12 protein-coding genes are annotated in these 12,692 nt (G+C 52.3%); 7 read left to right on the forward strand and 5 right to left on the reverse strand.

What is annotated here, in order from left to right:
* The first annotated feature begins 1 nt into the window (after position 1).
* The 3 genes from JOD55_RS00505 (at position 2) to JOD55_RS00515 (ending at position 3,035) form a co-directional block, all read left to right on the forward strand.
* On the forward strand, positions 2 to 640 hold the full coding sequence (locus JOD55_RS00505; RefSeq protein WP_204397640.1) for a DMSO/selenate family reductase complex B subunit: 639 nt from the start codon (positions 2 to 4) through the stop codon (positions 638 to 640).
* A 2-nt stretch (positions 641 to 642) separates the two neighbouring features.
* Positions 643 to 1,656, forward strand: coding sequence for a dimethyl sulfoxide reductase anchor subunit family protein (locus JOD55_RS00510; RefSeq protein ID WP_204397646.1), 1,014 nt, complete (start codon positions 643 to 645; stop codon positions 1,654 to 1,656).
* Between the two features lie 263 nt (positions 1,657 to 1,919).
* The gene (locus tag JOD55_RS00515; protein WP_204397647.1) at positions 1,920 to 3,035 is read left to right on the forward strand and encodes an IS1249 family transposase; all 1,116 of its coding nucleotides are present in this window, start codon (positions 1,920 to 1,922) and stop codon (positions 3,033 to 3,035) included.
* A 119-nt stretch (positions 3,036 to 3,154) separates the two neighbouring features.
* On the opposite strand, the gene JOD55_RS00520 is transcribed toward JOD55_RS00515, so the two are convergent.
* Positions 3,155 to 3,808 carry a TetR/AcrR family transcriptional regulator gene (locus tag JOD55_RS00520; RefSeq protein WP_204397648.1) on the reverse strand — a complete coding sequence of 218 codons (654 nt, stop codon included), beginning with the start codon at positions 3,806 to 3,808 and terminating at the stop codon, positions 3,155 to 3,157.
* 226 nt (positions 3,809 to 4,034) lie between these two features.
* On the opposite strand from JOD55_RS00520, the gene JOD55_RS09270 reads away from it, so the two are divergent.
* The gene (locus JOD55_RS09270; protein WP_204397649.1) at positions 4,035 to 4,685 is read left to right on the forward strand and encodes a molecular chaperone TorD family protein; all 651 of its coding nucleotides are present in this window, start codon (positions 4,035 to 4,037) and stop codon (positions 4,683 to 4,685) included.
* Positions 4,686 to 4,715: 30 nt separating this feature from the next.
* Positions 4,716 to 5,657 (forward strand): ROK family glucokinase, encoded by a 942-nt coding sequence (locus JOD55_RS00530; protein WP_204397656.1) that lies wholly within the window; start codon positions 4,716 to 4,718, stop codon positions 5,655 to 5,657.
* 220 nt (positions 5,658 to 5,877) lie between these two features.
* Here JOD55_RS00530 and JOD55_RS00535 read toward each other — a convergent pair whose 3' ends face one another.
* Both JOD55_RS00535 and JOD55_RS00540 read right to left on the reverse strand, forming a co-directional pair.
* Positions 5,878 to 6,306, reverse strand: coding sequence for a cupin domain-containing protein (locus JOD55_RS00535; protein ID WP_204397658.1), 429 nt, complete (start codon positions 6,304 to 6,306; stop codon positions 5,878 to 5,880).
* Between the two features lie 93 nt (positions 6,307 to 6,399).
* Entirely contained in the window at positions 6,400 to 7,827 is a 1,428-nt protein-coding gene (locus JOD55_RS00540) for an MFS transporter (RefSeq protein WP_204397660.1), read from the reverse strand.
* Between the two features lie 142 nt (positions 7,828 to 7,969).
* On the opposite strand from JOD55_RS00540, the gene JOD55_RS00545 reads away from it, so the two are divergent.
* Both JOD55_RS00545 and JOD55_RS00550 read left to right on the forward strand, forming a co-directional pair.
* Positions 7,970 to 9,292, forward strand: coding sequence for a DUF4921 family protein (locus JOD55_RS00545; protein WP_204397662.1), 1,323 nt, complete (start codon positions 7,970 to 7,972; stop codon positions 9,290 to 9,292).
* 24 nt (positions 9,293 to 9,316) lie between these two features.
* The gene (locus JOD55_RS00550; protein WP_204397664.1) at positions 9,317 to 10,342 is read left to right on the forward strand and encodes a glycerophosphodiester phosphodiesterase; all 1,026 of its coding nucleotides are present in this window, start codon (positions 9,317 to 9,319) and stop codon (positions 10,340 to 10,342) included.
* Positions 10,343 to 10,409: 67 nt separating this feature from the next.
* Here JOD55_RS00550 and JOD55_RS00555 read toward each other — a convergent pair whose 3' ends face one another.
* Together JOD55_RS00555 and JOD55_RS00560 are read right to left on the reverse strand one after the other, a co-directional pair.
* Entirely contained in the window at positions 10,410 to 11,093 is a 684-nt protein-coding gene (locus tag JOD55_RS00555; RefSeq protein ID WP_204397666.1) for an ABC transporter ATP-binding protein, read from the reverse strand.
* A 1-nt stretch (position 11,094) separates the two neighbouring features.
* Positions 11,095 to 12,684, reverse strand: a complete 1,590-nt coding sequence (locus JOD55_RS00560) for an ABC transporter permease (protein ID WP_204397668.1) — start codon at positions 12,682 to 12,684, stop codon at positions 11,095 to 11,097.
* Positions 12,685 to 12,692: the final 8 nt, after the last annotated feature.

Below are 12,692 nucleotides of genomic sequence, written 5' to 3' on the forward strand. Positions count from 1 at the left end.
CATGGTTGAGAAAGCAACTGTTGCTGGCGCCGACTACGGATTCTTCTTCAATCAGGAGATTTGTACCGGATGTAAGGCGTGCCAGATTGCATGTAAAGACAAGCATGATCTGCCTGTGGGCGTGAACTGGCGCCGCGTCGTCGAATACACTGGCGGCTCATGGCAGCGTTCGGGTAACACGTTCGCGCCGAATGTGTTCACCTACTACACGTCCGTCTCATGCAACCACTGTGAAAACCCGGTGTGTATGCAGGTGTGCCCAACCACCGCGATGACCCAACGCGAAGACGGCACCGTCTACGTTGACCAGGATAAATGCGTGGGATGCCGCTACTGCGAATGGGCTTGCCCTTACTCGGCTCCACAGTTCAATGCGGAAACTGGGCATATGTCTAAGTGCGATCTGTGCTACGACTACCGCTCTACCGGCCAAGATCCAGCCTGTGTGGAGGCTTGCCCATCACGCGCTCTGGACTGGGGTCCAATCAAGGAACTGCGTAAGAAGTACGGCGAGACCGACGCCGTTGCGCCACTTCCAGATCCGTCGATCACGAATCCACACTTGGTTATCAAACCCCACCGTGACGCACAAGCATGGGATGCTGCCAGCGGAAACATCGTTAATCCGAAGGAGATCTGAGAATGAACGTACACGAATTACCGATGATCCTCTTCACCGTGATCGCGCAGATGTGCGTGGGCGCATTCATCATTCTCGGTGTGATGCAGCTGCGCCTTGCCGCCAAGCACGGCAACGAGACTGTGGAGCGGCTTACGCTTCCGGTGCTCTACGCGATCGGCCCGATCATGATTGCTGGACTCATCGTCTCGATGTTCCACATGAACGATCCGTTCCATGTGCTTAACGTGCTACGACACTGGGATTCTTCCTGGTTGACGCGCGAAATCTTGTTTGGCACGGGATTTGCTGGGCTTGGATTCCTTTTCGCTTTCATGCAGTGGTTCCAGATTGGTTCTACGCGCATTCGTATGGTGCTGGGTATCGTCACTGGTCTCGTTGGTATTGGACTGATTATCTCCATGACGATGATCTACATGGTACTCAAGGCGGTTCCGGCCTGGAGCACTCCTGCTACGCTGGTATTTTTCTTCGCGACGACGCTGCTCCTCGGTGCATTGATCGTGGCTGCTGCGTTGATGGTGACCACCATGGTTCGTTTCAAGAAAGAAAAGACGACGGCGCCCGTGGAAGTTCCTGAGCGAGCTGCAGTTCCAGCCAAGAAAGATACCTTTGGTTGGCACCGCAATGCGCAGGCAATCAATGCACCTACCACTGAAAAAGAGTGGGGCATTATCGCCAATGTTGTGCGTGCGCTAACCGTGACCGCAGCTGTTGTTGCGACCGTCATCTTGATTACCTACATCATTCACATTGCGAATTTGGCAACGGGCAATCCAACGGCTCAAGCAGCTGCTGGTATTTTCGCTAGTGGTTTCTTCTATATCCGACTCCTGCTCCTTGCCGGCGCAGGAATCGTGATGGCAATCTACACCTACAAGATTGCTGGTCAAACCCTTGCAACCAAGCCTGCTCCGCTTGCTTGGCTAGTAATCGGCGTATTCGCAATCGTGCTCATTAGTGAGCTGATGGGACGCTCTCTCCACTACGATTCGCTAGTACAGGTAGGAATCTAAGAGCGAGCACCTTGAAGCAAGCGATGTAACAAGCATCGACTACAGCAAGTAGAACATCCCCCAGAAGATTAGCTGGTTAAACTGGGGCTATAGGACAAATCGTGTTGGTTTTTGGGTGTGTTTTTGTTGGTGTGGTAAGCAATAGTCGGGTTTGAAGTCGGTTTGGCTCGAGTTTTTGGTTGGACATTTCGTGTTGGTTTTGGCCTGGTTTTTTGTTGGTATTGCGGGTGAAAGTAGGGTTTGAACTCGGTTGACTTGAGGGTATGGGAAATCCTCGTTGTTCATTGTGTGGTTCAGTTACCCAAAAGTGGGGCAAGAGTGGTTCTGGTCGGCCCCGATTCCGTTGTCTGTCGTGCCGGGCGAGTCAAAGTCGTTCTAATGATGTCACTGCTCGTTATTTCGCAGCTTTTCTCAATTTCGTGACCTCGGATCTGCGTTATCGGGATCTGCCTGGTCAGGGGCGAAATGCTCGGCGTCGATTCCACCAGTTTTGGCAGTTATGGCCAGTGAGTCCAGTTGTTGAGGAGGTTCATCACGTGGTTTTTGTGGATGGGATATATCTGTCACGCAAACTTGTTGTGCTGATCGCTTGTACGAAAACACATGTTCTTGGCTGGTATGTAGCACGTCGTGAGACAACGGCTGCGTGGCAAGCATTGTTTTCACGTATTGCACCACCAGATGTTGTTGTATGTGATGGTGGTCCAGGAATTGCTTCGGCTGTGAAAATTTCATGGCCCACTACCCGTATTCAACGCTGTGTCTTTCACGCTTTTAGCACTGTCAAGCGCTATACCACGAGCCGGCCACGTACTCGTGCTGGTGTTGAGCTTTATGGTCTTGCGAAAGACTTATTACACATCCACACGCGTGAGGAAGCGCTTGCATGGATGGGTCAGTTAGCGGTGTGGAATACGGCATGGAAGGCGTTCCTTGCTGAGAAAACTCGCCTTGCGAACGGTCAGATTGTTCCCACTCATGCACGGCTTATTCGTGCTAAAAATTCGCTTAATACTCTGGTACGTCATGGAACGTTATTTACCTATCTTGATCCGAGTCTGAGTATTGATGATGACCCGATTCCTGCAACGTCTAACCTGATTGAATCCCTGAACTCGCGTTTACGACATGTGTTGAGATCGCATCGTGGAATGCCGATCGATCACCAGGTCAAGACGATTTTATGGTGGTGTTATCAACACACGGAGTTTCCTAACACGCCAGCGCAGTTACTGGAAACTACCTACACGGATAGCCAAATCGAAGCCATGTTCACCCGAGCCAGTCACCACCATGCCCAAGAAGAAATCCAGCGATGGGGAACAGCAGTGAACTGGACCGATTTCCACCACAACGGCCAATGGCAAGGACCGGTATAAAAAACCAACACGATTTGTCCTATAACCCTTAAACTGGCAGTTTCTTCTGGGGGATGTTTCTATCTAAGCGTGCGGCATACGGGATACGAGACTGCGAGGTTTGCAGGATATGAGGCACATTACGCGGGCTCTTGCAGGAAACGCAAGGACCGCCCCAACGACGTCTTCCCATGCGCATCAAATCGCGCCAACTGCCACGGCGGCGCGAGGGAAAGGTAGGTGTTCACCACGGCAACCGGATCGTCGACGCAATCTTGCCGGCACCACGCTCCAATAACCGCCAAAAAATTGTGAACCTGCTGGCTAACAGCCATTTCTTTCCACAGCATTGTGAGGTCATTTTCTACGTGCTGTTCAAAGAGCTGCACGTACCCCTCATAGAAATCAGCCAGATAGCTAATCACATATCCGAGCACACCAGATGAATTGGCCCGTGAAAACATCGGCACATAGATTTCTTTTCTGGCCTTGATACCCCGCAAAATATCGGCGTAAACATCGCGCCATTGCACTAGGTAATTGTCGGTAGGTTCGTCGATAATCGCGCTCATCTTATTGAGATGCGGTTCAAGTTCTTCAATAATGAGATCTGCGATGAACTGAGCTGGACTCACACCGTGCTTATAGAATGTGGTGCGAGAAATGCCCGCAGCGCGCGTCAGCTCAGCCACCGATATTTCTTCTACTGGTTTATGAGCAGCCAATTCAAATACCGCAGCGCGCAGATTCTCGCGCACACGAACAAATCGCGGATCAGTATTGTGTTGCATCATCCCTCATTCCTACTTCACTTAGGATAACTGCCCTTGCTTTATTCGTGAAGAATCTTTGCAAAATTAAGGAAAAATTCGCACTTTCGTCCTATTTAACACCGCAACTCAAGATGCGTTTGCGCACCTAAATTTACTAAGATGAGATGTGCGAGAGCAGTGTTGCCACGTGCAGCGTTTCTATTTTTGCTCTGCTTCGCTCTTCGCCCACCTTTGAAATGAGAGATACGTGAATCCCACTCAACTAGCAGCACTTGCTACGTCTTTTTCCACTCTTGCGCGCCTACACCTCCAGGCTCCAGGTTCTGCAACCCTCGAGCAACTGCGCGAGCTCTATCCTGAGTGGCCTCTTCAAGAATCCTTTACTGGCACCCCCACCTGCACTGATACAACGCACGGCTTAGCGCTGTGGGCAGCGTCTTTCGATACAGGAGAGAGCGACGACGCCATCGCCAACGATCTCAATCTGCTCTACGGGCGCACCGCAACTGCGAAGATCGCCCCTTATGAATCAGTCCATCGCGGTCAAGATCGGCTAGTTTTTGATACGCAAACTCTTGAAGTGCGCAGTTTCTACCGCGAGCTCAATCTTGAAGCACCGAACCTCAACCGTGAGCCAGATGACCACATCGGTCTTGAGTTTGATTTCATCGCCCAAGCACTATCGTTGTGGCTTACGGCCCTCGAACACAACGCTCCTAACGACGCCGAACGCTACCGTAACGCCGTCGTCGCCTTTCATAACGAGCACCTCGCGCAATGGGTACCGGAATTTTTGGAGAACGCTGAAAAACTAGCGGACACAAAGTTCTTGCAAGGAGTGATCGCTTTGTCGCGAGGAGCCATGAATGAACTTTATTCAGGACTTATGGAATCCTGATTTTCCAATATTTCGTGTAAGAATATCATCATGACATTAACAATAGGAGTTGATGTTGGCGGTACAAAGATCGCAGCAGGAGTAGTCAACGAAGACGGCGAAATTCTTGCGATCTCACGGAAGCCAACTCCCGCGCAGAACGCCCAGCTTTCAGTTCAGACGATTATCGACGTCATTAACGATCTTAAAAAATCGTACGATGTTGAAGCAGTGGGGATTGGAGCGCCGGGCTTCATCGACAATTCTCGTTCATCAGTGATTTTGGCACCTAATATGTGCTGGCAGAACGAACCGCTCGCGATGAAAGTTGCGCAGGCAGTGAGCCTACCTGTGTTCTTAGAAAACGATGCAAATGCAGCAGCTTGGGGCGAATATCGCTTTGGTGCAGCCAAAGGACGCAGCTCGGCAATCACGGTTACAGTCGGCACCGGTATTGGTGGCGGAGTGATCATGGAGGGAAATCTTCTCCGCGGCTCCTACGGCTTTGCCGCTGAAATCGGGCATATGAATATGGTGCCTGAGGGACTACTGTGCGGATGCGGAGAAAATGGCTGCTGGGAAATGTACGCCTCTGGAAATGCGCTTGTGCGCCTTGCAAAGGAGCGTGCTACAAAATCGCCTGCATTAGCACAGCGAATGCTTGAATTAGCTGAGGGAAATATCGATGCGATTAACGGCTATACCGTTACACAAGCAGCGCAAGATGGCGATGTAGCTTCGCGCGATTGTTTCCAGGATCTCGGCCGCTGGCTTGGCCAAGGGATTGCTGATCTGGCAGCAATTTTCGATCCGGAAGTTTTCGTGCTTTCTGGTGGCGTTTCAGAGGCTGGTGATTTGCTTCTGGCTCCGGTGCGCAATGCTTTCGAAATGCGGCTCACTGCTCGCACGCTACGTCCCCTACCGTCAATGGTGATCGCGAAATTAGGCAATCAAGCAGGACTGATCGGCGCCGCGAATCTCGCGTTGCAGTAGTTTTGTGCAGTAATTTGGTTCAGTAACATAGTGCCAGAACGCGGTGTAGCAACTCGTCGGGAGAACGCGACGTAGCAACTCGTTGCGGCAGCGTTCGCCAATGGTATTTGCGGCCACTTTCGCCAATATGTTCGCGACTACCGGCCAATACTTTTGTGGCTCCCACCGAATAAGCGGGAGCCACAAACAATATCTACTTAGCATAAAACAATGCTAATTTTCAGTCCTCATTTGGATCGTTTTCGGCGTCTTGTGCAGTTTTATGAACCGTTCCTGGCACATGATCCGGGCCAGCGTAGATTGTGTAGAGTTTGAGCGGTTCATCGCCAATATTCGTCACGTTATGCCAGGTGTCGGCTGGAACGAAGATCGCGTCGTCGTCTGAAACCTCGGCTTCGAAATCGAGGTTATCTTCGCTTGGCCCCATCTGGGTCAAGCCTTTTCCTTGCTCAATGCGCAAGAACTGATCAATGCCATGATGCACTTCCAAACCGATTTCTCCACCAACCGGAATCGTCATCACGGTGAGCTGCAACTTCTCGCCGGTCCACATAGTCGTACGGAAGTTCTCGTTGTTCAGTGTCTCTTTTTCAATATCAATAACCCAAGGCTTCTTGCCCTGATCGTCATACTGGTGATCGTAAGCCATGTGCGATTCCTCTTTCTTTGTTCCTCATCACGTCACCAAAAACAACCAACTTATTGGCCATTTTCAGCTCTTTAACTTGTCACATTTTCCATACTACTTCACTTGCGGTTTGATTTCTTTGACTAGAAAAAGCCATATCAATGCCGCCACCAGCAAAATCGTTCCGGCCACTGCGTATGCCGCACCAAATCCCCAAAAATCGATGATCATTCCAGAAACAATTGGTCCGATAATCTGCCCTAAATCAGCTGACTGCTGAAAGAACGAAACTACTCGCCCACCTGAACGGTTGCCGATCACGTCTGCCACAGCGCCCTGTTGTGCAGGCTGCACAAAACCAGAGCCAAGACCAGCAACCACGCTCATCACCAGCAACAGCACCGGACTGTCAAAAATTCCCATCCCATAGGTAAACACACCAGATACCGTCAGACCAGCAATTACGATCGGACGTCGACCGTAAATATCGGACCACCGCCCGGTTCGCAATAGCGCAATACCGTTGCCCACTGCAAATCCACCGAGCAAAGCTCCCGGTAGCCAAGTCGGGGCTGCTACCAACGAAGCCGCAAGCAATGGCACAACCGACATTCTCACTCCAAGATTCGTCCACCCCTGGGCGAACGCCGTCAGCAGCACCACTCGAAATTGCGGAACCTTAAGCGCTTCTGTAACCGTCATGACGTCACGTACAGTGCGACGCCGTGCCCGACGTCGTGCTCTCCGTTCAGATCTGCTGTGTTCGGTACGTTGGTCCTGCTGATATGCCTCGCTCTGCGTTTGCGGAGAAATAGCATCAGAAATGCTGCCCGTACCCGAATCGGCGGCGAGCGCATCGGGGATACCCGACTCCGCATCGGCTGGAAGCGCAGTAGCTGGTGAAGTCTGCGATGCGATAGAATCTGCCACAACTGGCCTGCGCTGCCCGTCTGATGCAACCGGCTTGCGCTGCTGATCAGTAGCCCCTGCCGGAATCGCAATAGTGACGATAATTGCGGCAGTTACCAGCATGATTGCGTAGATGATAAACGGTCCACGATACCCGAGTGTGCTGAGCAAGGCGCCTATCACTGGGCCAATAATATTTCCAAGCAAGAATCCCGAACCATACGCTGCCGAAGCGCGTCCACGCGCCTGCGCAGGAGCAAGCCGAAATACAAGCGACATCGCTGCCACGGAAAATGTAACCGAGCCAATTCCACCGAGGGCCCGGAACAGAAGCAACTGCCAATAGCTGTGTGCAAACGCCGAGATGAACGAAGAAAGCGCCACAATATATATGCCGATAAGGTACATTCGCCGCTCGCCGAAGGCTCCCGAAAGCCAGCCCGATGCCGGAGCGAACGTCAACCGCATCAGCGCAAATGCAGATACCACGAACGTCGCCATCGTATTCGTTACATCAAAACTCTTGGCAAACTGTGGCAAAACTGGCGCAACGATACCAAAGCCTAAGGCAATACAGACGGCGGCAACAACCAGTACCCAAATTTCGCGCGGCAGTTTTACTTTTTCATTCACATATACGTGTCTATCAACATTTCCCACAGTTTTCGACCCGACCGTCGCTATTTTCGATGTCCGGATAATCACGTCTGAGATATTGTACGTACCATCTCAAAGATGCGAGCTTTTCAACGCCTGGGGCATTAAAGTGGGAGATATGGGAAATGCATTTAGACCACCGTTGACGAAGATGGCGGACGGAACGATCAAGCAGATCAATCCATTTTCAGAAACAGAAGTATGGACGATTCCGGGCCGGGCACATCGCCCACTCGACATCACGGTTCCTGAACCAAAGCCGATTAATCCTGACGCTATCGGCCATCATTGTGCATTTTGTACCCAGCGCGTTCTCGAAACCCCTCCAGAGAAAGCGCGTCTTGTGCGCAAACGGGAGGACGCCGTCGTCTACCGTTCTACTGGAGTCGATATGCTCACGCGCGAATGGGATTTTCGCCGTATCCCGAACCTTTTTGAAATCGTGTCGTTTATGTACTGGGAGAAGAATTACGGGCATAAACTCTCTCGCGAAGCTGAGCAGCGCATGGAGGCTTATCTCGCCGATCCTGCTGGCCGTGCGCACGTGATGGGTGTGCTCGATACCAAGTTGCGCGCGTTTATGGATGCAGACGACGTCGCAGCGATGCCAGACGTCGAGAAGCTCGAGTACGCGAAGTCATTTTTCGGTTCAGGTCACGATCTCATTGTGGCTCGCCGTCATTTCGTGGACGACGCCGTGGACGATACTCAGCTTGCCGGCTCAGGTACGCTTTCACCCCAGGAGCACGAGTGGTATATCCGGCTCACCGTTGACGCTATGGAGGACATCTACAATTCGAACCGCTATGCGAAGTATGTGCAGGTGTTCCAGAACTGGCTGAAACCGGCTGGCGCCTCTTTCGATCATCTTCACAAGCAGCTTGTGGCTATCGATCAGCGCTCAGTCAATGGGCAGATGGAAGTTGAAAAAGCCCGCGAGAATCCCAATATTTACAATGAAGCCGCCGTCGATTATGCCAGCTTCCACAATCTGATTTTGGCTGAAAACAAGTATGCGGTAGCAATTGCCGGATTCGGCCACCGGTATCCGACGCTGGAGATTTGGTCAAAATCCGAGCATTGCCAGCCGTGGGAGCACAGCCGTGAAGAGCTGCAAGGAATGTCTGATTTGATCCACGCTATGCATGCGGCAACCGGAACGCACGTGCCCACCAATGAGGAGTGGCATTGCAAGCCGATTGATGCTGATGTGGCGATCCCGTGGAAAGTGCTGATCAAATGGCGTGTGTCTACGCTGGCGGGCTTCGAGGGCGGCACCAAGATTTACGTTAACACCATCGACCCGTGGGCTTTGCGTGACCGTGTAGTGCCGAAATTGCTCGAGCTTCGCGCCGAAGGAAAAATTGCGAACAATATCAATATTGCGAGTGAGTGTAGTTGCCGGGTAAATTCACTCAAGTACAACCCTGCTCTTCAGTAATCACGGAGGACGACACACATCGTTATGGAGCAAGCACGTTTGCCGCAGGTAATAGGGACTTCAAAGAAATTTGAAGGCCCGCTTCCTCCTCGTTTCGATTCGCATTTCCGCGAGCGCGTTATTGCACACCGCGGTTCGAGTGGGCTCTACCCTGAGAATACGATGATGGCATTTCGCCATGCCTGGGATGGCGGATGTCGAGTTTTAGAAACGGATATTCAAGTTACTTCCGACGGCGTTGTGGTCTGTTTTCACGACGCAACCTTAGATCGCATCACGAATCTCAACGGTCCGATTATCGGATACACGTGGGAAATACTGGCGACGACGGCGGTGGTGCACGGACCAAATGGTTGGCGCGATCGAATCCTCAAGCTCGATGATTTGCTGGTGGCATTTCCGTATGCACAATTCATTATCGACATCAAAAATCCAGCGGCGATCGAGCCGCTCATCGAAGTAATCAACCGTACTCGAAGCGCGGGAAGAATCTGCGTTTCACACTCCTGGTCTGCATATTTAGAGGACGTACGCGCCCGCACCTCTCCGATCTTGCAGCGCACTTTAGGCTGGGAGAATCTTGCCGAGCTTATCCGCTGCGCCCGTTTGGGGTTGAAACCTGATCCGCAATTGCGGGTGGCGAATTGGGTTCACATTCCTTACGACGGCGTTGTTTCACCTTTGATGCGAAATCCAGTTTTCGCCGAGCGGTTTATGTCTATGGCACACGATCTGGGTATTGGCGTGCGCGTATGGTCTGTGAATTCTTTTACGGCTATGAATCAGTTTTGGAATATGGGCATCGACGCGGTTACCACTGACTATCCCGAACGCGCAATCGAGATGATGGTCAACAGGGAGGCCCAAAATAAGCGCGGAGAGCTGCTAGTATGCCCGGTGGCGCCAACTCCATCTGCATCGGCGACTCATTCTTCGCAATCGGCAGGGCGCGCATCCGCGCAAAAGCACACGACTCGTGCCAATTCTGTAGAGATGAAGCGCCCGAGCCGGCGCGAGCTGCGTCTTGCAGGGCATTATCGTCAATCGTGATTGTGTCTCAACCCAAAATGTTCTAACCCAAAGTGGTTTATCCCAAAGTAGTTTGAGCCAAAGCAGGTTAGCCCGAAATTCTTCCAGCTTCCATAACGAGCACCCGATCCGCCACCTTCTGTGCTTCGTGCTCGTCGTGTGTGACGAAAATACTGGTGGTCGCCGTCGTCGTCAATATGTTGCGCAATTGCACCGCAAGCGTCTGACGCAGCTTTTGGTCAAGCGCTGAGAGTGGCTCATCGAGCAGCAATAACGATGGCTTCGGGGCGAGTGAGCGTGCTAATGCGACGCGCTGAGCTTGTCCGCCAGAAAGCGTATTTACTGGCCGCTGAGCAAAATCTTCCAAATCCACGAGTTTGAGCAGCTCACGAACTCGTTCCTCGCGTTCGTTTCGTGGCATACGGCGCATTTCGAGTCCGTAGGAAATATTCCGAAATACGTTTCGGTGAGGAAAAAGCTGACCATCTTGGAACACCATGCCAGTATTTCGCTCGTGAACTGGAACGTCACACACGTTCCTTCCATCGAGAAATATCGATCCCGCGCTAACGCGCTCTAGTCCGGCGATTGCCCGTAGCAACGTTGATTTTCCCGAGCCAGAAGCGCCCAGGAGCGCCACAATTTCGCCGTGCGCTACCGTCAAATCGACGCCGGTGACTGCAGTAAAACCATTTGGGTACGTAACATTCACTGAGCGCAGTTCCAGCGCAGGAGTTGTTTGCGCAGGTGAAGCTATATTTTGAACTGCCATATTACGCTTTCCTTTCCACGAGCGGAACTGGTTGGCGGCGCATACTCAACATTTCTGCTGCAATCATGGCCGACGCCGTCGCCACAGCGAGAATCACAGCCCCGGCTAGCGCCATCCCATAGTTGTATTCACCTGGGCGCGAGAGCAGTTTGACGATCACCACAGGTAGCGTTTGATAGGCCGGATCTGCCAAGAACGAGGTGGCGCCAAATTCGCCCAGGGACACGGCAAAAGAAAATCCCGTAGCCAAGCCTAAACCACGCAAGAGAAATGGCATATCGATCGTTCGCAGTATTTGCGCTGGCGAAGCACCGAGCGTGGCGGCTGCTTCTCGCAGTCGTGGATCGATTGCCCGCAGTACTGGAAGCAGCACGCGCACAGCTAACGGCAAAGCAACCACTGCCTGCGCCACCGGTACCAACAGTGGGGAGCGCCCAAAGGCTGTGGGGCCGAAGGTGATAAGGAAACCAAAGCCCACGGTCACTGTTGAGATTCCGAGCGGCAAAAGTACGAAACCATCAAGCAGCTGTTGAAAACGAGCTGCGAGTTCATTCACTCGCCGCGATAGCACAAGAGCTAAGGGAATAGCGACGACGAGTGCGATTAGAGTTGCGTCGGTAGCTATTTTTACCGAGTGGGATATACCTTCAAATACGGTGGTTCCACCCGTGAAGCCGGTGCCTGGCGTTTGTAGTCGCCGGTAGTTTTCTAGTGAGAATTCGCCGTTAACTCGGAGCGAACGAATAGCTAGAGTTGCTAACGGAGTTGCTATAAACGCAACTGATGCGAATGTTGCTACCAGAGCACCGGCGTCGGCCTTTTTAACTGGACGCGAAGAATCTTTACTCACCCGCAAGGCAACCTCGGTTTTCTTCGTCAAAGTTGTGGTAACTAGCAGTGCAAATACCACTATGACGAATTGCAGAATGCTGAGGATGGCGGCTCGGTCGAGGTTGAAAAAAGTGACCGTTTGAAGATATATCTCCATTTCAATCGTGCCGTATCCGGGATTACCGAGCGTGGTCACGATTCCGTACGCAGTTGAACAGTAGAGGAATACGAGGCCAGCTCCGGCAGCTATAGCGGGTGCGAGCTGAGGGAGAGTCACGCTGAGGAAAGCGCGCATTGGCGAGGCGCCAAGCGTGCGGGCAGCTTCGGCTGTGCGGCGGTCGATACCAGACCACATTGTGCCGACTGTGCGCACGATGACCGAAAAATTGAAGAATACCATCGCCATGACCACTGCTGATGTGGAATTGGCGAGTCCGAGAAAGCTGAGTGGACCTTCGAGAAGTGAACGGAATGCAATACCCACGACCACTGTGGGCAGCACGAACGGTATCGCAATGATGCCGCGCAGTAGGCGCCGGCCAGGGAAATCTAGGCAGTACAGGGTGTAAGCGCTCGGAATACCCAGGATGACCGATAGCACTGTGCCCGCGAACGCCATCCAGAGGGTCTGCCAAATGATTTTCCAGGTGTGCGAATCGGCAAATACCGCGAAGAAACCCGACCATACTCCTGTTTGACCAGCTGAAGTTACATCTGTTCCGGCTACTGCATCTAGTCCAAGGAATCCTCGGGCCAACATAGCACCTA

The organism is Arcanobacterium pluranimalium (genome assembly GCF_016907845.1).
Taxonomy (GTDB): Bacteria; Actinomycetota; Actinomycetes; order Actinomycetales; family Actinomycetaceae; genus Arcanobacterium_A; species Arcanobacterium_A pluranimalium.

What these genes read in the sequence shown, in the direction of transcription:
- JOD55_RS00510 (WP_204397646.1), top strand. Translation starts at nt 643, where the DNA reads ATGAACGTACACGAATTACCGATGATCCTCTTCACCGTGATCGCGCAG.
- JOD55_RS00555 (WP_204397666.1), bottom strand. Translation starts at nt 11,093, where the DNA reads ATGGCAGTTCAAAATATAGCTTCACCTGCGCAAACAACTCCTGCGCTG.
- JOD55_RS00515 (WP_204397647.1), top strand. Translation starts at nt 1,920, where the DNA reads ATGGGAAATCCTCGTTGTTCATTGTGTGGTTCAGTTACCCAAAAGTGG.
- JOD55_RS00560 (WP_204397668.1), bottom strand. Translation starts at nt 12,684, where the DNA reads ATGTTGGCCCGAGGATTCCTTGGACTAGATGCAGTAGCCGGAACAGAT.
- JOD55_RS00550 (WP_204397664.1), top strand. Translation starts at nt 9,317, where the DNA reads ATGGAGCAAGCACGTTTGCCGCAGGTAATAGGGACTTCAAAGAAATTT.
- JOD55_RS00545 (WP_204397662.1), top strand. Translation starts at nt 7,970, where the DNA reads ATGGGAAATGCATTTAGACCACCGTTGACGAAGATGGCGGACGGAACG.
- JOD55_RS00530 (WP_204397656.1), top strand. Translation starts at nt 4,716, where the DNA reads ATGACATTAACAATAGGAGTTGATGTTGGCGGTACAAAGATCGCAGCA.
- JOD55_RS00535 (WP_204397658.1), bottom strand. Translation starts at nt 6,306, where the DNA reads ATGGCTTACGATCACCAGTATGACGATCAGGGCAAGAAGCCTTGGGTT.
- JOD55_RS00520 (WP_204397648.1), bottom strand. Translation starts at nt 3,808, where the DNA reads ATGATGCAACACAATACTGATCCGCGATTTGTTCGTGTGCGCGAGAAT.
- JOD55_RS00505 (WP_204397640.1), top strand. Translation starts at nt 2, where the DNA reads ATGGTTGAGAAAGCAACTGTTGCTGGCGCCGACTACGGATTCTTCTTC.